This is a genomic window from Nocardia violaceofusca NBRC 14427 (assembly GCF_963869435.1).
Classification (GTDB): Bacteria; Actinomycetota; Actinomycetes; order Mycobacteriales; family Mycobacteriaceae; genus Nocardia; species Nocardia aobensis.
Genome location: NZ_CAWMPM010000005.1, coordinates 44,199 through 63,018 on the forward strand (window position 1 = coordinate 44,199; position 18,820 = coordinate 63,018).

The following is an 18,820-nucleotide window of genomic DNA, read 5'->3' on the forward strand; positions in this document are numbered from 1 at the left end:
TGCGGCCCGTGGCAGTGAAGAAGATTTCCCCCGAGAAAGTAAGGGGACCCCGCGCACCCGGCAGAGCCCGTTGACCCTTGCTGCCTTCCGGCCCTGGGGGAGTTCACAGGATGCGCGCCGCGCGGGATCCGTCGGCCAGTGTAGTCACAACTGTCCACTCGAGTGGAATCCGGGCTGAGTCGATACGATCACCTGCGACATTTTTCGAGGGGGCTTCCGCGCCAGGACCGGAGGAAAGACGTGACAGGCAGTAATCCACCGCACGGTGGGCCCGAGTATCAGGGACAGGGTCATCCGCCCAACGAAACCGTGCACTGGTGGTCGACGCCGGCGGCTCCGGAGCAGCCGCTCACCGGTACCGATCCGACCGTGATGGGCGGGCGGCCCGGACCCGTGACCGGTACGGATCCGACGGTTCTGGGGGCGGGTTTCGACGCCTACCACGGTGGCGCACCGCAGCAGCCCTACGGGCAGCAGCCGCCGTCCGTGCCGAATTATCCACAGCAGCAGTTCCCACCGCCCTATGCCCAACAGCCGGCCTATCCACAGCCGCCCAGGAAGAACAACACGCCGTGGATCGTCGGCGGCGTGGTCGGCCTGGTCGTGGTGATCGGCATCGTGATCGGCGTGATCGCGCTCACCGGCGGCAGTGGGAGCGGAGGCAAGGGCCCGCTCGGTGACAAGAAGGGTGTCGACGGCAACTACTCGATGGCCAATGTCACCGACGCCTGCTCGCTGATCGATACGACGGTCCTGCGCAAGTGGGCGCCCACGCCCAAGGACGCTCCCGAGCACACCGAACGCGCCCCCGACTCCAGCTTCGGCGGCGGCAACCTGACCTGCCGCGCCCGCTACGACGGCGCCGGCAAGTACGGCACCGACGGCTCCGATATCGACCTCGAGGCCGACTTCCAGAGCAAATACAGCGATCCGCAGTTCAACAGCTGGAAGAACTACGACACCAAGACCACCGGCAGCGGCCGCACCTCCGGCGATATCGCCGGTATCGGCAGCCAGGCCTACTACGCGGCCTACCAGCAGAACTACTCGAGCTTCGTCACCCTCGACTACACCTGCGCGGCCCTGGACTCCAACGTCTCGGTCAAGGTGGAACTGCGGATTCAGGCCGCGGGCAGCATCAACACCGACGACGTCGGCACCACCTGTAAGGACCAATTGAAGAAAGCCCTCGCCGGCCTGCACAAATAGCCCGGTTTGCGGTTGCGGGGGGTCCACCCGGTATATTGCTCTGCGGAGGATTCGCCTAGTGGCCTATGGCGCTCGCCTGGAACGCGGGTTGGGTTAACGCCCTCAGGGGTTCAAATCCCCTATCCTCCGCCGCGAAACGCCCGCTACCCGAGTGGTAGCGGGCGTTTCCTGTTGTCGGCAGCCCCGCAGTCAGCGGCCGGCCGGGCGGGGACGCAGGACGACCACCGGGATTTCGCGTTCGGTCCACGCTTGGTAGGTGTCGAAGTCGGCATAGGCGTCGACGAGCAGCGGCCACAGGCGGGCCCGTTCCCGCGGGTCGGCGGTGACGGCGTGGACGGGACGGCGGTCCCGTCCGATCTGGATGTGCGTGTCGGGTTCGGCGCGCAGATTGAGATACCACTGCGGATGCTTCGGAAGGCCGCCCTGCGAGGCGACGATGACGGTGTTCGCACCGTCGGTGATGTAGAGCAGCGGCGTCGTGTAGACCACGCCCGACTTTCGGCCGCGATGTTCGAGCAGCAGGGTCGGCACCGGCTTGCGGAAGCCGGCCCCGATCCGCCACTTACCGCCGATGCGGCCGCCGGTGCGCCGGTAGGTCCACACCTGCGCACGGCCCACGATCTTGAAGATCTTGGGCAGCAGCGGGGAATCGAGTTGTTTCGGACGGGGTGGCGTCGTCGTCGGCATGGTCTTCCTTCTGTCCGGGGACTTCCACTCGACCATACAGTTGGTTCCATATGTATGGTCAAGAGCCGAGGGCCGCTACCTCGGCGGAATCGGTACGGTCGACCACGATTCGAGGAAGGGACAGGCGATCGGTGCGCACACATGGCTGGGCGGGGGCGAAGCCCGCGAACGACGACGAAGCCGTCGCGCGGATCCTCGCCGCCGCCCGCACCGCGATCGATCGATCCGGCAGCGAATTCAGCATCGCCGAGGTCGCGCGGGAACTCGGCGTCACCCGCCAGACCGTGTACCGCTACTTTCCCAGCGCCGAGAGCCTGCTGACCGCGACGGCCGTCGCGCAGACCGGGCATTTCCTCGATGTGCTGGCCGAGCATCTGAGCGACATCCGCGACCCCGCGACGGCGGTGGTCGAGGGGATCGCCTACACCCTCGAACGGCTGCCGCACGAGAAGTATCTCAACCTGCTGCTCACCCCGGGCCGCGCCGGGGCCTTCTCCGCGGGCGTAACCTCCGACACCGCACTGACATTCGGCCGATCGATCCTGCAGCGCTTCGCCGTCGACTGGACCGCGGCCGGATTGTCCGGCGCCGATCTGGACGAACTCGTCGAACATATGCTCCGCATCGTGCAGTCGTTCGTCGTGGACCCGGGTCGCCCGCCCCGGGGCGGCGCCGAACTACGTCGCTATCTCACGACATGGGTCGCCCCGGCCATGAATCGTCGTCGTGACGTAGATCACTAACCGGCGGTGTCACATCGCGCGGCCGGCGAGCGTCTCGTGATGTGCCGGAGTCGACAGAGCAGGGACAGGAGCCACCCATGAGCGAGCGCATCGACGGCGCCACCGAGGCGTTCGTCACCCACCGCAACCTGCTGTTCACGGTTGCCTACGAAATGCTCGGTTCGGCGGCCGACGCCGAGGACGTCCTGCAGGAGACCTGGTTGCGATGGGTGGACGTGGACCTCGACGAAGTACGTGACCAGCGTGCGTACCTGGTCCGGATCGTCACCCGGCAGTCCTTGACCCGGCTCCGCACACTCGGGCGCCGCAAGGAGTCCTACGTCGGCCCGTGGCTGCCGGAACCGCTGCTGACCGCGCCCGATGTCGCCGAGGACGTCGAACTGGCCGACAGCGTGTCGATGGCGATGCTGCTGGTCCTGGAAACCCTCGCACCGACGGAACGCGCGGTGTTCGTGCTGCGCGAGGTGTTCGATCTGAGCTACGACGAGATCGCCGCGGCCGTCGACAAGACACCCGCCGCCGTGCGTCAGATCGCCCACCGCGCACGGGCTCACGTCGCCGCGCGCCGCCCGCGCGGAGTGGTGTCCGCCGACGAATCCCGCCGGGCCGTCGAAGCCTTCCAGCAAGCCATCGAAACCGGCGACCTCCAGCATCTCGTCGACATGCTGGCTCCCGATGTAGTCCTGCTCGGCGACGGCGGCGGCGTGGTCCAGGCGGTCCTGCGCCCCATCGCGGGCGCCGACCGGGTCGCGCGCGCCCTGCGCACCGGACTGCCGCGACTGCGCGCCGAGGCGACCGTCGAAGCGGTGCAGATCAACGGCTGGCCCGCCCTGATCGTGCGGATCGACGGACGGATCGACGACGTGGTGGCGATGCGGCTCGACGACGGCCGCATCACCGGCCTCTACGTGGTCCGCAATCCGGAGAAGCTCTCGCGCGTCGAACAGCAGATCACGGTCAGCCGGTGAGTTCGCCGGAGCGCCCCGCCTCGATCCTCGCCCTGGCCGATCTGGCCACACCGATGGCGGTCCGGGTGGCCGCCACCCTCCGGCTGGTGGACCACACGGGCACCGCGGGTGCGACCGCCGAAGAACTGGCGGCTCGCACCGGAACGTGCGCTCCCGCTCTCCGGCGACTGCTCGACCATCTGGTCGCCGTCGGCGTCTTCGACCACGAGCCGGCGTACGGCCGCTATCGGCCCACGAGCCTCGGCGACCAGATGAGCGCGCACTCCTCCGACGCCTTCGAACTGCTGCTGCTCGATATCGGCAGCGCGGGCGGACGCGCCGAGCTGGCCTTCGTGGATCTGCTGAGCACGATCACCACCGGACGACCCGCCTATCCGCGCAGGTACGGGCGCGACTTCTGGACCGATCTGCAGGCCGAGCCCGCGCTGCGCGCATCCTTCGACGCCCAGATGAATTGCCGCTTCCGGATTTACGCGGATCAGATCGCGCACCGCTTCGACTGGAGTCGCTTTCCCGACATTCTCGATGTCGGCGGTGGCGACGGCACCTTGCTGACGGCGATCCTGCGCACAAATCCCGGTGTGCGCGGGCGAGTGCTGGATCTGGCGCCGACGGCGGCCGCGGCCACCGAGCGATTCGCGGCGGCCGGCCTCGACGATCGGGCGACCGCCGTGGCGGGCAGCTTCTTCGACCCGCTGCCACCCGGGGCCGACGCCTATCTCCTGTCCGACATCCTGCACGATTGGGACGACGAGCGCGCGGCGGTCGTCCTCGGTGAATGTGCCCGTGCCGCAGGGGCTTACGGTGTGGTCGTGGTGATCGAACCGATCCGCGGCCGCGGGGCCGATACGGCGATCGACCTGTTCATGCTGATGTGCTTCGGCGGCCAGGAACGAACGGTGCCGGAGCTGGCCGAGCTGGGGGCGCGGTGCGGCCTGGCTCTGCAGAGCTCAGCCCCGGTTGCGGACGGGCGGACCGTCCTGGAATTCCGGGCCCGATGACACTCGGAAACCACGAGCTATTTCACGAGCTATTTGTCGGCGCTCCGGTTTATGATCGAACACATGTTCGAGCATTGGCCGGAGAAGGGAGAGTTCGCGCTGCATCGGGTGGTGGTTCCGCCGATGCCGGTGCTGGTGGACGTGGCTGCCGCAATCCCCACCTATCCACGGATGGTCGCACCTGAGGCGGTGGCGGGTCCGGTGCGGGCGGGCGGGCTCGAGATCACAGGGCGCATTCCGGGACGATTGCATGCCTGGGCGCGAGCGGCGGACGGAACGTGGTTGGGGCTGGTGGAATTCGAGTTGCGCACCGGGAACGGGCGCAGCCGATTACCGGTGACCCAATGGTGTCCGGCACACGCGCTGATCATGCGCGGCGGGTGCGGGCCGCCCGAGTAGACGGCCCGCGACATCGCTACGCGGAGCGGAGATTTCCGGCCGCCGCGGGCGCGCCGACCGGGACCAGACCGGTCAGGGCGGTGGGCAGCGGGTCTCGGTGCAGCACCCCCAACCGCTGCGTCGCGCGAGTGAGGGCCACATAGAGTTCGGCGGCGCCACGCGGCCCGTCGGCGAGGATGCGCTCGGGTTCGACGACGAGGACGGCATCGAACTCGAGGCCCTTGGTCTCCGACGCCGGGACCGTGCCGGGCAGTCCGGGCGGGCCGATCACGACGGCGGTGCCCTCGCGGCCTTCCTCGTCGCGAACGAATTCCTCGATGGCGGAGGCCAATTCGTTCTCGTCGACTCGGCGCGACCACGGGCGCACGCCACAGGCACGCACCGACTCGGGCGGGCGCACGGCCGGGGCGAACTCGGCGAGCACCGCGGCGGCGACCGCCATGATCTCCGCCGGCGTCCGGTAGTTCACCGTGAGCGAGCGGTAGCGCCACCGGCCGGGGACATAGGGCTCGAGCACGGCATCCCACGACGTCGCACCGGCGGTCGACCGACGCTGGGCGAGATCGCCCACCACGGTGAAGGAGCGGCCCGGACACCGCCGCATGAGCACCCGCCAGTCCATCTCGGAGAGTTCCTGCGCCTCGTCGACCACGATGTGTCGATAGGTCCAATCCCGGTCGGCGGCAGCGCGTTCGGCGAGATCGCGGGTGTCCCGATCGGCGAATCGGTCGGCGAGGTCCTCGGCGTAGAGCAGGTCGGTGGCGAAGAGGTGATCCTCGTCGTCCATCGAGTCCTCGCGGCCGGTCATGAGCTCCAAGACGCCTGCGGCATATCGGGCTTCGGCCGCGCGTTCGCGTTCCGCGCTGTCGTCCGCCGGTTTCTCCCGGCCCAGCAGATCGACCAATTCGTCGAGCAACGGTACATCCGACACCGTCCACGCGGCGCCGTCGGCACGCCACAGGGCCGGGTCGGCGCCTGCCGCGCGCAGCCGCTCCGGCGACGAATACAGCTCGGCCAGCAACTCTTCCGGGGTGAGCACGGGCCAGAGCCGGTCGAGGGCGGCGGTGAACTGCTCACTCTCGGCGAGTTCGGCGACGAGGTCGGCGCGCAGGTTCTCCCACGCCTCCCGATCGTCGCGGGTGATCCAGCCCTTGCCGATCCGGGCGATCGCGCGCTCGGTGATCACATAGGTGACGATCTCGCGGAACACCGCACGCGCCTCGTTGTGCGGCAGACCGCTCGTGCGCGCCTCCTCCCGCGCCCATTCCGCGGTCGCCGCGTCGATGCGCGCGGTGATGTCGGCCAATTCGATGGTCAGCGGTTCCACCGGCAGGCTCTGCCGGTCCGCGACCGCGGCCGCGAGCACATCGAGCATCCGCAGCGAACCCTTGACGCGCACCGCGTCCGGAGTGTCCTCGGCGGTGATGTGCAGGCCCGGCACCAGATCGCCCGTAGTGGTGAAGACGACGTTGGTTTCGCCGAGCGACGGCAGTACCCGATCGATATGGCGCAGGAAGGCCGGATTGGGGCCGACCACGAGAACGCCGTGACGTTCCATCTGCTCGCGCTGGGTGTAGAGCAGATAGGCGACGCGGTGCAGCGCCACCACCGTCTTGCCGGTCCCGGGACCGCCCTCGATCACCAGCACGCCGGGATGATCGAGCCGGATGATCTCGTCCTGTTCGGCCTGGATGGTGGCGACGATGTCGCGCATCCCCTCGCCGCGGGGCGCGTCGACCGCCGCGAGCAGCGCCGCATCCCCGCGCTCCCCGGCGCCCGGGCGGCCGAAGATCTCGTCGGTGTAGTCGACGACGCGGCGGCCGCGGGAATGGAACTGGCGCCGCCGGCGCATCTGCTCCGGGCTGGCGGCGGTGGCGGTGTAGAACGCGCGTGCCGCCGGCGCCCGCCAGTCCAGCAGCAACGGCTCGAAGTCGTCGTCCTGGTCGAACAGCCCGATCCGGCCGATATAGGAGCGCTCGCCGGAGTCGCTGTCCAGTCGGCCGAAACACAGTCCGTTGTCGGCCACGTCCAACCGCTTCACCTCGCGCGCCAGCGTCCGCACCTCCACATCGCGATCCACCAGCGCACCGCCGTTGCCACGCAACGCCGCGCTGTAGCGGCGCTTCGCCTCGGCGCGCTCGCCGTCGAGTCGCGCGTAGAGCGCGGACACGTAGTCCTGTTCGGCCCGCAACTCGTCCTGGTACCCAGGATCCGACATGTGTCCCTCACTTCCCTGGCTCGACATGGTTCATGTGGACACCTGTGTCCGTCCCGGCCGCTGCGCGTCTTCTCCTCCCGTTTTCGCAGGTACACGGCCTCGGCGGGCCATTGTGCGGCACAACCGGGGCCTTGCCGCAAGCCCCCCACTCCGCTATATATTGAATATGGAAAGAGGTGCAGGGCCCTCTTCCGTCTCCCCCATCCGTCGGATCAGTCTCCCGTGAGCTGCGTGGTCACCTCGCGGACCGCGGCCCGCACCCTGTCCGCGTAGTCGTCCACATCCACCACCCGAGGATCGGCGTGGATGGACAGGGTGACCGTCGTTCCCAGCCCGTGCAGGCCGTGGGTCAGATGCATCACCGCGCCGAGGGCGGGGAAACCGGCGGTGAAGCGGACCGCGCCGCCGGCGATCGACAGATCCGCCGCGCCGCGGTGGACGCTGGACAGCACCGTATGACCCGATATCCGCTCGGGGACCAGGTCCAGCGGGTAGCCGGCGATATCGCGACGGAGAACCGGGGCCGGGATCGCGTCGGTGACGCGGTCGCGCGCGGACTGCAGCGGATGGGTGGCGCGGACTCGTCGTTCCGCCAGCGCCGAGGCGATCCGGCGCGCCCGCAGTCGCAGGTCAGGTTCCGCGGCGCACAGATCGACGCCGAGGTCTCGATAGTTGTTGTGCGGGATGACTTTTCGATCCACCGTCACGGGCAGGGCCATCGAGACCTGCGCACCCAACGGGTTGCCGGATTCGCCGCGGCCGGCGAGATGACCGCTCAGCGCGACGGATATCGCGGTCAGCGCGACGACCGTGACCGTGTACCCGGGAACGTGCAGGTTCTCCCCCACGATCACGCGGACGACCCGGTGTGCGGGCGCCGGCGGGCGATTCAGTGCGGTGGGAGCGAAGTCCGGTGCGGCGGAGGGGATCTCACCCGCCTCGGCGAGGCTGTGCAATTCCCTGTCCGCGCGTGCCGCGACGAGACCTCGTCGCACCGTGCGCGCCATACCGGGCAGAAACGAAACCAGCGATATCGCCTCGGCAGCACAGTTTTCCACGCCACGCCCGAGGGCGGGGCGGATCCACCTGCCGTGGTGCCGATCCACCGCCGAACCGTCGGGTGATCCCGCGCCTTCGGGCGATCCCGCGTGACCCGAACCGCCACTGAAATCGGCGTCCCCCCGCGCTGCCGTATCCAGGCCCCGCAACAACTCGCGCGCGATGGCGGCGGCTCGTTGCCCGTCGGCCAGCGCATGCGAAAGTTGCAGCACGACAACGAGTGCGGGCATCGGACCTCCCGGCGCGTCCCGGATTCCGCGATACAGATGAACGCGCCAGGTGTATCGCTGCGCCGGTACCGATTCCCCGAGAATCTCCCCCAGTGAGGCTTCCACAGTCGTCCACAACGGCTCCTCGAGTGTGTGGACGACGACCTGCGCGTCATCGAAATCCGCAGGCTCCCAGGCGGGATAGGCGCAGCGGTGCTCGCGGATCCGGACGCGCAATTCCGGGATTTCGCCGCTGCGGGCGATCACCGCAGCCCGCAGCGCGTCTGCGGACCATCCGGTGTCGTCGAAGCAGTAGAGCAGGAACAGGTCGTTGCAGGCCCGGCGCGACAGCCAGAACCTGGTGGCATCCTGCGGCGTCAATAGATCCACCCGCCGACGATATCCACAACCGTGGAGGTCGTCCGGCGCACCCGGCAGCGGGAGCTTCCTGCGCCCGGACCCGGCCGGGCAGCGCGAACAACTGGATGCGGCCGCCCACGAACAGGAACGCCTTCTCACGGCCGCGCTGCGCCGGCACCCGGATCAGCCGGACTGATCGGAGTGGGGCAACCGGCATCGGTGTCGCACCACAAGGCCCCGAGTCGGCGACGACTCGGGGCCCATCACCTCCTCGCCCGAGGTCAGGCGGAGCCTAACTTCCCGTCGGTCACGCCCGAGACGAACGCATCCCACTCGCCCGGTGTGAAAGCCAGAATCGGCCCGCGGCCGCCGTCTTTGGTATCGCGAACCCCGACATTGCCGTCACCCAGAAATGCGACCTCGACACAGTTTCCGTCGGGACCGCTGTATTTACTCTTGCGCCACACCGCACCGGTCGAATCAACCTTCACCTGAACCTCTCCTTTACCACCGTAGATAGCGCGACAATCGTGCTTTCCTCGTCGCCGGACCCGGACTTCTCGAGACTCGACGGCTCCACAATGCGCCTGGTCATAGCGCATGAACTGCTCAGTGAACGGACTGGTTCACGAGTCACACACCGCCGTGGTGCGCCCTCGTGTTGACCCCGGGAGAGCACCCTAGCAGCACCCACAATCGCTGTCCCGCGTCTTTTCATTTTCAATCACTCGAATTGCCGGTAAAGAATTCCCGTTCACTAATAGCGGGAGAATTGCCAAATGACCGGAGAATGATCCGCTAAACAAAACCACCCCGGGAAATTCCCCGATCCGCGGCCGCGCCCCGCCCCGGATAAACCGTGCGGTTGCTCGGTATGGATCATGGAGTAGTGGTGGAACGAGATCGCGATGATGCCGGACACGCCCGAAATGCCCGTCCTCGAGACCGGTTCGGGCGACCACTACCGCCCGGTAGCGTGGGCGTCGCCCGTATTCCGGATGATCTCGACCTCCCACCGGGCGAAACCCTGGACTATGCCCAACGCCTCCTGGACGAGGGACTGGCCTTCAACGCACACGAGGTGCTGGAGGCGGCATGGAAGAACGGACCGTTCGCGGAAAGGATGCTGTGGCAGGGTCTGGCCCAGTACGCGGTGGGACTCACCCACATCCAGCGCGGTAATCCGAAGGGCGCTCGCACCCTGCTCGAGCGGGCGATCGGCCGGCTGTCGGCCACGCCGGCACCGCCGTACGGCATCGACGCGGCCGGGCTCGTCGCACATGCCGAGGGTCTGCTGGCGGATCTGGATGCCGGTCGCGAGATTCCGGAGGACGCGCTGTGTCCCCGGCTGCGCGGATGATCCCGCACACCGCCGGCGCCGGCCGCTTCGCCCCGAGCCCCTCCGGCGATCTGCATCTGGGCAATCTCCGCACCGCCCTGCTGGCATGGCTGTTCGCGCGCAGCACGGCCCGCAATTTCCGGCTGCGCATCGAAGACCTGGACCGGGTGCGGGCGGGTGCGCAGCAACGCCAGCTCGAGGATCTGGCCGCGATCGGACTGGATTGGGACGGCGAGGTGGTCCGGCAATCGGACCGCACCGCGCGCTACGCGGCGGCGATCGAGCGACTCGGTGCGGCCGGAATGACCTACGAATGTTATTGCACGCGAAAAGAGATTCAGAAGGCCGTCTCCGCACCGCACGGCCCGATGGGCGCGTATCCGGGAACCTGCCGCGACCTGACCGAGGCGCAGCGGGCGGCCAAACGCGCCGAGGGACGGCCCGCCGCACTGCGGTTGCGCTCACAGACAACCGAATTCGAGATCACCGACGAGATCCACGGCCGGTACCGAGGGCTGGTCGACGATTTCGTGCTGCGCCGCGGTGACGGAACGGCGGCCTACAACCTCGCGGTCGTGGTGGACGATGCGGCACAGGGCTTCGACCAGGTCGTTCGCGGAGACGATCTGCTGCCCTCGACACCGCGGCAGGCCTATCTGGCGACCGTCCTCGGATTCGCCGTGCCGGCGTACGCGCACGTCCCGCTGGTGCTCAACACCGACGGTGCGCGGCTGGCCAAGCGCGACGGAGCCGTGACCCTGCGCGACAGAATCGCTCTCGGTGAGACGCCGCGTCAGGTTTTCACCATGCTCGCGGCCTCGCTCGGCCTGCGAGGCGAGACACCGCGAGCGCTGCTGGATCAGTTCACTCCGGCGACGGTGCCACACGCACCGTGGATTCTGGATCCCGCACATCCGGATCCGCTGCGGCACAGCTGATCCGGCGAACGTGCGCCCGGCGGTCCGGACGCACTGCCGCTCCTACCAGTTCGCCGCCGCGATGTTCACGATCACCCACACGATGGTGAGCACGATGCCGACGGCACCGACCCAGATCCCGCCGAGCGCCATACCGCGGCCCTGGCCGCCGCGCTCCTTGATCTGGTTCAGCGCGATCACACCCAGGATGATCCCGACGATCGATCCGATACAGGTGCACAGCCCCAGGATCGACGCGATCAGCGAACCGATCGCCAGGCCGTTGGTGCCCTGCTGCGGCGCCGCGTAGCCGTAGGGCTGATACGGCGTCGCGGCCGGATAGCCGTAACCGGGCTGGCCGTAGGGCTGCTGCTGCGGATAGCTCGGATAGGACTGCTGCTGTTGCGGCGGCGGGGTCGGCTGCTGGTAGGGAGACGACTGCTGATGCGGAGCCGAGGAGTATCCGGCCTGCGGATTGGGCGGCGGGGTGGGCTGCTGCGGCGGGGTCGGCGGAACCGACTGGTGGCCGCCCGAATCGGACGAGACACCTTCGCCGCCGTACTGTTTCCACCATTCGTCGGAATCGCCGGGATTCGTCATCGGTCCAGCCTATTCCACCGGGCCCGGTTGCCGGTATCGTGCACAGGTCGTGAGTGAGACACAAGAAACGACACCGACCGGGGAGTCTGGACGCCCCGCGGTCGAACACGCAGCATTCGCGCAGGCCGCGGGGGGTCCCTTCACGTTGATCGTGACCTTGTTCACGGCGACGCTGATGATTTCCAACATCTGCGCGACCAAGGGCGTGCAGTTCTTCACCGGCCACGAGGTATCCCTCGGACCCATCGAAATTTTGCCGATCACCACCGACGGAGCGTTCTTCCTCTTTCCGCTCGCCTATGTGATCGGCGACGTGCTGAGCGAGGTGTACGGCTTCAAGGCCGCCCGCCGCACCATCTACTACGGCTTCGGCATGCTGATCCTGATGGTGGTCTGCTTCTGGATCGCGATCGGACTGCCCGCGGCCGGGTTCTACGAGAATCAGGACGCCTTCCGCACCGTCGCCGGGACCACACCGCAGCTCGTCGCCGCCGGGCTCGCCGGCTACGTGGTGGGCCAGTTCCTGAACTCGGCGACGCTGGTGCTGATCAAGGAGCGCACCAAGGAGAAGCATCTGTGGGCGCGGCTGCTGGGCTCCACCGTCGCCGGCGAATTCGGTGACACGCTGGTGTTCTGCTCGATCGCGGCGACCGCCATCGGGATCAACACGTGGGGCGCGTTCATCAACTACGTGATCGTCGGCTTCGTCTGGAAGACGCTGTGCGAGGTGCTGATCATGCCGATCAGCTATCGCTGCATCGCCTACCTGAAGAAGCACGAACCCAGCTACGCACCGCTGGACAAGCCCGCGCTCTACAGCTGACGCGGGACCGGGGGCAGGGCCGTTCCGTTCAGTCGAAGCGGATCCGGCCCTGCCACCGTCCCAGGAACTCCGCCTTGAAGTCGTCGTAGTAACCGCCCGCGATGCTCGCGCGGATATCGTCCACGAGCCGAATCGTGAAGCGCTCGTTGTGAATCGTGCACAACGTGGCGGCGAGCATCTCCTTCGCCTTGAACAGGTGATGGATATAGGCGCGGGTGTAGTGGGCGCAGGTGTAGCAGTCGCAGGTGTCGTCGATCGGGGTGAAATCGCGGCGGAACCGGCTGGTGTTGATGTTGAATCGGCCGGCGGCCACATAGATCGCCGCATTGCGCGCGACGCGGGACGGATTGACGCAGTCGAAGGTGTCGGCGCCGTTCTCGATCGCGACGAAGAAATCCTCGGGTTCGCTGATACCCAGCAGATGCCGCGGTTTCTCCGCCGGCAGTTCGTCGCAGCACCAGCCCACGATGGTGCCGAGATTGGCCTTCTCCAGCGCACCGCCGATGCCGTAACCGTCGAAACCCGTTCCGCCGCTTCCTCGCATCGCGTCCAGATCGCGACATGCCTTGCGGCGCAGATCTTCGTACTGCGCGCCCTGAATCACCGCGAACAGCGCCTGATACGGCCGGTGCGCGCGTTCGGCGGTGAGCCGCTCGTGTTCGTCGATGCAGCGCTGCGCCCACTCGTGCGTGCGCCGCAGCGACTTCTCCTGATAGCCACGGGTATTGAACAGCGTGGTCAGTTCATCGAAGGCGAACATGATGTCGGCGCCGAGGCGGTGCTGGATCCCCATCGACACCTCCGGGGTGAACCGGTGGCTCGAACCGTCCAGATGGGAGCGGAAGGTGACGCCGTCGTCGTCGACCACGGCCAGCCGTTCCTTCCCCTTCGCGATCACCTCGTCGCTCTGCACGCCGACGGCCTCCATGGCCAGCACCTTCTTGAAACCGACGCCCAGCGACATCACCTGGAATCCGCCACTGTCGGTGAACGTGGGGCCCGGCCAGTTCATGAACCGGCCCAGACCGCCCGCCTCGTCCACGATGTCGGAACCCGGCTGCAGATACAGGTGGTAGGCGTTGGCGAGCAGGGCTTGCGCGCCGATCTCGGCCATCGCCTCCGGCAGGACCGCCTTGACCGTGGCCTTGGTGCCGACCGGGATGAACGCCGGGGTGGCGATCTGCCCGTGCGGTGTGGTGATCACCCCGGTGCGGCCGTGTCGCCTCGGGAGCGACGTACCGACGGTGAAGGAGAACTGGGCGGGATCGGACACGCCGCTATCCTGCCAGGCGGCCCGGCTAGACCACGTCCAGTGTCTCCTCGTCGACCAGATCCTGATCGACCGCCGCGCCGGTGAACTGCGCGCTGTAGAGGCGGAAGTAGGCGCCGCGCGCGGCCAGCAGCCGCTCGTGGGTGCCCTGCTCGACGATGTGGCCGCCCTCCATCACCACGATCAGATCGGCATCGCGGATCGTCGAAAGACGGTGCGCGATAACGAAACTGGTGCGATCGCGGCGCAGCGCGGCCATGGCCTGCTGCACCAGCAGTTCGGTGCGGGTGTCGACCGAACTGGTGGCCTCGTCGAGGATCAGGATGGTCGGCTTGGCCAGGAAGGCGCGGGCGATGGTGATCAGCTGCTTCTCACCGGCGCTGACCCCGGAGCCCTCCTCGTCGATCACCGTGTCGTAACCCAGCGGCAGCGAATGGACGAAGCGGTCCACATAGGCGGCGCGGGCGGCCGCGAGGATCTCCTCGTCGCCGGCCTCCGGATTGCCGTAGGCGATGTTCTCGCGGATGGTGCCGCCGAACAACCAGGTGTCCTGCAACACCATGCCGATCCGCGAGCGCAGCCGGTCGCGGCCGATGCCGGTGATGTCGACCCCGTCGATGGTGATCGCGCCGGAATCCAGTTCGTAGAACCGCTCCAGCAGATTGACCAGTGTCGTCTTACCGGCGCCCGTCGGACCGACGATGGCGACCACATGGCCGGGCTCGGCGACCAGGGAGAGATCGTCGATCACCGGCTTGTCGGCCTCGTAGCGGAACGACACCGCGTCGAATTCGACCCGGCCGCGATCGATCGGACGCGGGTCCTCTTCGCGCGGATCCGGAACCTGCTCGTCGGCGTCGAGGATTTCGAAGATCCGCTCGGCGGAGGCGACACCCGACTGCAGCAGGTTGATCATCGAGCCGATCTGGGTGAGCGGCTGGCTGAACTGTCGCGAGTACTGGATGAAGGCCTGTACCTCACCCAGGGACAGGCTGCCCGAGGCCACGCGCAGACCACCGACCACGGCGATCAGCACGTAGTTCAGGTTCCCGATGAACATCATCACCGGCATGATCAGCCCGGAGATGAACTGCGCCTTGAAACTGGCCTCGTAGAGCTTGTCGTTGCGCTTGTCGAACTCCTCGCCGACCTCGCGGATGCGACCGAAGGCCGTGACCACCTCGTGGCCGGTGAAGGCCTCCTCGACCTGCGCGTTGACCAGGCCGGTGTACTTCCACTGATCGACGAAATGCGGTTTCGACCGCTTCGCGATCTGGGCCGTGACGATCACCGCGGCCGGCACCGTGAGCAGTGCGATCACCGCCAGCAGCGGCGAGATCCAGAACATCATGATCAGGATGCCGATCACCGACAGCACCGATATGACCAGCTGGCTCATGGTCTGCTGCAGGCTCTGCGCCACATTGTCGACGTCGTTGGTCACGCGGGAGAGCACATCGCCGCGGGCGTTGGTGTCGAAGTAGCTCAGCGGCAGCCGGTGGATCTTGTCCTCCACCTCGCTGCGCAGCCGCTGCACCGCGCGGTTGATCACGGTGGCCAGCAGATACGCCTGCAACCAGTTGAACAGCGCGGCCAGTACGTAGAGCACCAGAACCAGCGTCAGCACCTGGCCCACCGCGCCGAAGTCGACGCCGTGGCCGGGGTTGATGTTCATCGCGGACATCATGTCCGCGAGCCGGTCCTGACCCTGCGCGCGCAGGGACGCCACCGCCTGATCCTTGGTCAGTCCCGCCGGCAACTGCTTGCTGACGACACCGTCGAAGATGAGGTTGGTGGCCTTGCCGAGGATCTGCGGCCCCAGGGTGTTCATGACGACCGACGCGACGGCCAGCACCAGGATCGCGATCACCGCCACCCGGTCCGGGGCCAGGCGACGCAACAACCGCTTCAGCGTCGGCCCGAACGATTTCGCCTTCTGCCCGGGAGCACCCGGCATCGGCCCCCCGGGCCTCATCGCGCCGCCTCCTGTGTTCTGGGGCTCATCGCGCCGCCTCTTCCGGACTGAACTGCGATTCCACGATTTCCCGGTACTCCTCGCATTCGCGCAACAGCTGTTCGTGGGTGCCGAGGCCGACCATCGCACCGTCCTCGAGGACGACGATCTGGTCGGCGTCGCGGATCGTCGACACCCGCTGGGCCACGGTGATCACCGCGGATTCGCGCGTCTCCGGACGCAGCGCGTCGCGCACCCGGGCGTCGGTGGCGACGTCGAGTGCGGAGAAACAGTCGTCGAACAGGTAGATCTTGGGCTTCTTCACCAGGGCTCGGGCGATGGCGAGCCGCTGCCGCTGACCGCCCGAGACGGTGGTGCCGCCCTGGGCGACGGGTGTCTGCAACCCTTCGGGCATCTCCCGCACGAAATCCGCGGCCTGCGCGATCTCCAGTGCGTGCCAGAGTTGTTCGTCGGTCGCCTCGGGATCGCCGTAGCGCAGATTCTCCGCGATGGTGCCGGAGAACAGGTAGGCCTTCTGCGGAACCAGACCGATCTGCGAGCGCAGCAGCTCCATATCCACCTGCCGCACATCGGTGCCGCCGACGCGCACCACGCCGGAGGTGACGTCGATCAGCCGCGGAATCAGATTGATCAGCGTGGTCTTACCGGATCCGGTGGAACCGACGATCGCGGTGGTCTGCCCGGGCGAGACCCGGAAGCTGATATCGCGCAGCACCGGTTCCGCGGCGCCCGGGAACGCGAACTCCGCGCCGGCCAGCTCGACGGTCCCCGGGTCGGCGACGAAGGCCTGCGGCTGTGCGGGCGGCACCACCGAGGAATCGGTTTCCAGCACCTCGGCGATGCGCTCGGCCGACACCGCCGCGCGCGGGGCGATCATCGCCAGGAAGGAGGCCATCATGACCGCCATCAGGATCTGCATGATGTAGGACAGCAGCGCGGTCAGCGAACCGATCTGCATACTGCCGGAGTCGATGGCGTGCCCGCCGAACCAGATCACCGCGACCGTGGTCACGTTGCTGATCAGCATCACGGCCGGGAACATCAGCGCGGCCAGCCGGCCCACGAACAGCGAGGCCGAGGTCAGCTCGTCGTTGGCCACGCCGAACCGCTGCGATTCGTAGCGCTCGCGCACGAACGCCCGCACCACGCGGATACCGGTGATCTGCTCGCGCAGCACCCGGTTCACCGCGTCGATGCGCTCCTGCACGCGCCGGAATCCGGGCACCATCCGGGAGATGATCAACGCCATCGTCAGGCCGAGCAGCGGCACGGCGACCAGCAGGATCCAGGAGAGTCCGAGGTCCTGGCGCAGCGCCATCACGATGCCACCGATGCACATGATCGGCGCCATCACCAAAATGGTCACACTCATCACGACCAGCAGCTGCACCTGCTGCACATCGTTGGTGTTGCGGGTGATCAGCGACGGCGCGCCGAAGATGCCGACCTCGCGGGCGGAGAAGGTGCCCACCCGGTGCAGCAGCGCCGCGCGCATCTCCCGCCCCGCACCCATCGCGGCCTGTGCGCCCAGATAGACCGAACTCGCCGACGCGACGATCTGCACTCCCGACACCAGCAGCATCCAGAGACCCGTGGTCCAGATGTAGCCGATATCGCCCTTGGTGACGCCGTTGTCGATGATGTCGGCGTTCAGGCTGGGCAGATAGAGCATCGCGATGACGGAGATGAGCTGCAACACAACAACCCCCACCAACTGGGTGCGGTAGGGGGCGAGAAAGGCGCGCAGCAACCTGATCAACATGATGGGTGCAGGCTACCGTCATTCCGGGGTGGTGTCGGCAAGATTTTTCGCTCGGCGAAAGCCGGCCCCGGCACCGGCGAAACCGGCTCGACCGGCACAGTCACCACCTCGCGGTCTAGGCGTCGACGCCGGGCGGAACGGGAGCGGGCCGTCGCGTCCAGGCACCGGGATCGGCCACCAGGTCAGCGACGAAAGCCGGCAGCTCGTCGGTGGCGATATCCGCGATCGAGACCTGTTCCAGCACCGCGCGGATATTGACCCGCAGCGCGATCCACACCCGCTGCAGCGGTTCGGCCACCCCCGAATACACCACGTCCTCGGGGCGCTGCCCGCGTACCGAGGCGAGCGGCCCCTCGACCGCGCGGATCACATCGGCGATGCTGATCTCACCGGCCGTGCGGGCCAGCCGGTATCCGCCGTCGGGGCCGCGCCGGCTGACCACCAGATCGGCCCGGCGCAGCTGCGCCGCAATGGATTCCAGAATCTTCGGCGAAATGTCCTGCGCCGTGGCGATCGTCTCCGCCTTCACCGAATTCGGTTGTGCGCGAGCGATTTCCAAGAGGATGCGGACCGCGTAGTCGATCCTTGCCGAGATGTGCACTAGCGCTGTCCACCCGGTCCGTTCAGTACGCCGAGAGCGGCCTCGATCAGGACTCGCTCGATCACCTCGTCGCCCGCATCGGGCACGAGTTCGTTCGACCACAGCGCCGTGCCCAGCACCTCCAGGGCGGCACTGGCTCGCAATTGCGCCTCGTGGGAGGGGTCGGGCCCGGCCAGCCAGACGCACAGACGCCGGTGCATGTCGAACATGTCGGGGTGCCGATCTCCGATCGCGTTGAGGATAGCCACGGTGTCTCGCACACACATCGCGCCCGCGGTGCGGTGCCGTAACAGCGTCCGGAGCTGGCGATTCAACACTTCCCGAGCACCCGCCGGACTGTGCGGCACCCCGTCGAGTTCGTCGACCACGAGCTTCATGTCGTCGAAGATCGGTTCGATGATCGCGAGCAGCAGATCGAGCTTGGACGCGTAGTGATAGTAGAGCGACGCCTTTGTGATTCCCACCGCATCCGCGACCTCGCGCAGGCTGGTCTGCTCGAATCCCTTGTTCGAAAAAAGCCGGATCGCCGCCTCGCGAATCGCGTCCTTGGTGCTCTGACCTGCGGCAACGGATCCGGAGGTAGTTCGGGCGCTCATCCGATGATCCTCTCATCAACCGATCGAAGCGGAGGGCGCGCCCCGAAAATCGAGGTTGTTCCTCCGCTTATCGATTGGGTAGTC

The 18,820-nt window shown here is 67.5% G+C and carries 18 protein-coding genes, 1 tRNA gene and 1 other RNA gene; 9 read left to right on the top strand and 11 right to left on the bottom strand.

Going from position 1 to position 18,820, the window contains the following annotated elements; all coding sequences use genetic code 11:
* Positions 1-38 precede the first annotated feature (38 nt).
* Positions 39-133, bottom strand: an RNA gene (ffs, locus tag AC5592_RS04900) — signal recognition particle sRNA small type.
* A 107-nt stretch (positions 134-240) separates the two neighbouring features.
* Here ffs and AC5592_RS04905 point away from each other — a divergent pair.
* Together AC5592_RS04905 and AC5592_RS04910 are read left to right on the top strand one after the other, a co-directional pair.
* Positions 241-1,209, top strand: coding sequence for a hypothetical protein (locus tag AC5592_RS04905; RefSeq protein ID WP_157121592.1), 969 nt, complete (start codon positions 241-243; stop codon positions 1,207-1,209).
* A gap of 44 nt (positions 1,210-1,253) precedes the next feature.
* Positions 1,254-1,338 (top strand) — tRNA-Ser (locus tag AC5592_RS04910).
* Between the two features lie 60 nt (positions 1,339-1,398).
* Here AC5592_RS04910 and AC5592_RS04915 read toward each other — a convergent pair.
* A complete protein-coding gene (locus tag AC5592_RS04915) occupies positions 1,399-1,896 on the bottom strand; it encodes a nitroreductase family deazaflavin-dependent oxidoreductase (RefSeq protein WP_036497172.1) in 498 nt (165 codons plus the stop codon).
* Positions 1,897-2,027: 131 nt separating this feature from the next.
* Between AC5592_RS04915 and AC5592_RS04920 the strand changes: the two genes are divergently transcribed.
* The 4 genes from AC5592_RS04920 to AC5592_RS04935 all read left to right on the top strand — a co-directional run bounded on the left by AC5592_RS04920 (position 2,028) and on the right by AC5592_RS04935 (position 5,007).
* The gene (locus AC5592_RS04920) at positions 2,028-2,639 is read left to right on the top strand and encodes a TetR/AcrR family transcriptional regulator (protein WP_063063571.1); all 612 of its coding nucleotides are present in this window, start codon (positions 2,028-2,030) and stop codon (positions 2,637-2,639) included.
* A 77-nt stretch (positions 2,640-2,716) separates the two neighbouring features.
* Positions 2,717-3,607 (top strand): RNA polymerase sigma-70 factor, encoded by an 891-nt coding sequence (locus tag AC5592_RS04925; RefSeq protein WP_036497170.1) that lies wholly within the window; start codon positions 2,717-2,719, stop codon positions 3,605-3,607.
* On the top strand, positions 3,604-4,608 hold the full coding sequence (locus AC5592_RS04930; protein ID WP_198163769.1) for a methyltransferase: 1,005 nt from the start codon (positions 3,604-3,606) through the stop codon (positions 4,606-4,608). Before AC5592_RS04925 ends, AC5592_RS04930 begins: the two co-directional genes overlap by 4 nt.
* A 63-nt stretch (positions 4,609-4,671) precedes the next feature.
* The gene (locus AC5592_RS04935; protein WP_157121594.1) at positions 4,672-5,007 is read left to right on the top strand and encodes a hypothetical protein; all 336 of its coding nucleotides are present in this window, start codon (positions 4,672-4,674) and stop codon (positions 5,005-5,007) included.
* A 16-nt stretch (positions 5,008-5,023) separates the two neighbouring features.
* On the opposite strand, the gene helR is transcribed toward AC5592_RS04935, so the two are convergent.
* The 3 genes from helR to AC5592_RS04950 all read right to left on the bottom strand — a co-directional run bounded on the left by helR (position 5,024) and on the right by AC5592_RS04950 (position 9,344).
* Complete coding sequence (gene helR / locus AC5592_RS04940) at positions 5,024-7,225, bottom strand: RNA polymerase recycling motor ATPase HelR (RefSeq protein WP_063063572.1); 2,202 nt, start codon at positions 7,223-7,225, stop codon at positions 5,024-5,026.
* A gap of 212 nt (positions 7,226-7,437) precedes the next feature.
* Positions 7,438-8,883, bottom strand: a complete 1,446-nt coding sequence (locus AC5592_RS04945; RefSeq protein ID WP_063063573.1) for a WS/DGAT/MGAT family O-acyltransferase — start codon at positions 8,881-8,883, stop codon at positions 7,438-7,440.
* A gap of 251 nt (positions 8,884-9,134) precedes the next feature.
* The gene (locus tag AC5592_RS04950; protein WP_036497168.1) at positions 9,135-9,344 is read right to left on the bottom strand and encodes a DUF397 domain-containing protein; all 210 of its coding nucleotides are present in this window, start codon (positions 9,342-9,344) and stop codon (positions 9,135-9,137) included.
* 398 nt (positions 9,345-9,742) lie between these two features.
* On the opposite strand from AC5592_RS04950, the gene AC5592_RS04955 reads away from it, so the two are divergent.
* Both AC5592_RS04955 and gluQRS read left to right on the top strand, forming a co-directional pair.
* The gene (locus AC5592_RS04955) at positions 9,743-10,213 is read left to right on the top strand and encodes a DUF309 domain-containing protein (RefSeq protein ID WP_086007172.1); all 471 of its coding nucleotides are present in this window, start codon (positions 9,743-9,745) and stop codon (positions 10,211-10,213) included.
* Positions 10,210-11,130, top strand: a complete 921-nt coding sequence (gene gluQRS, locus AC5592_RS04960; RefSeq protein WP_063063574.1) for a tRNA glutamyl-Q(34) synthetase GluQRS — start codon at positions 10,210-10,212, stop codon at positions 11,128-11,130. Before AC5592_RS04955 ends, gluQRS begins: the two co-directional genes overlap by 4 nt.
* 42 nt (positions 11,131-11,172) lie before the next feature.
* On the opposite strand, the gene AC5592_RS04965 is transcribed toward gluQRS, so the two are convergent.
* Entirely contained in the window at positions 11,173-11,709 is a 537-nt protein-coding gene (locus tag AC5592_RS04965; protein WP_036497165.1) for a DUF4190 domain-containing protein, read from the bottom strand.
* Positions 11,710-11,758: 49 nt separating this feature from the next.
* Between AC5592_RS04965 and AC5592_RS04970 the strand changes: the two genes are divergently transcribed.
* Positions 11,759-12,532 (top strand): queuosine precursor transporter, encoded by a 774-nt coding sequence (locus tag AC5592_RS04970; RefSeq protein WP_063063575.1) that lies wholly within the window; start codon positions 11,759-11,761, stop codon positions 12,530-12,532.
* Between the two features lie 28 nt (positions 12,533-12,560).
* Here the strand turns inward: AC5592_RS04970 and tgt are convergent, their stop codons facing one another.
* The 5 genes from tgt to AC5592_RS04995 form a co-directional block, all read right to left on the bottom strand.
* The gene (tgt, locus tag AC5592_RS04975; RefSeq protein ID WP_063063576.1) at positions 12,561-13,805 is read right to left on the bottom strand and encodes a tRNA guanosine(34) transglycosylase Tgt; all 1,245 of its coding nucleotides are present in this window, start codon (positions 13,803-13,805) and stop codon (positions 12,561-12,563) included.
* A gap of 25 nt (positions 13,806-13,830) precedes the next feature.
* On the bottom strand, positions 13,831-15,777 hold the full coding sequence (locus AC5592_RS04980; RefSeq protein ID WP_063063577.1) for an ABC transporter ATP-binding protein: 1,947 nt from the start codon (positions 15,775-15,777) through the stop codon (positions 13,831-13,833).
* A 25-nt stretch (positions 15,778-15,802) separates the two neighbouring features.
* A complete protein-coding gene (locus AC5592_RS04985) occupies positions 15,803-17,539 on the bottom strand; it encodes an ABC transporter ATP-binding protein (RefSeq protein ID WP_063063578.1) in 1,737 nt (578 codons plus the stop codon).
* A gap of 115 nt (positions 17,540-17,654) precedes the next feature.
* A complete protein-coding gene (locus tag AC5592_RS04990) occupies positions 17,655-18,140 on the bottom strand; it encodes an RrF2 family transcriptional regulator (RefSeq protein ID WP_036497160.1) in 486 nt (161 codons plus the stop codon).
* Complete coding sequence (locus AC5592_RS04995; protein WP_036497159.1) at positions 18,140-18,736, bottom strand: TetR/AcrR family transcriptional regulator; 597 nt, start codon at positions 18,734-18,736, stop codon at positions 18,140-18,142. The genes AC5592_RS04990 and AC5592_RS04995 overlap by 1 nt, the downstream gene beginning before the upstream one ends.
* Between the last annotated feature and the right edge of the window lie 84 nt (positions 18,737-18,820).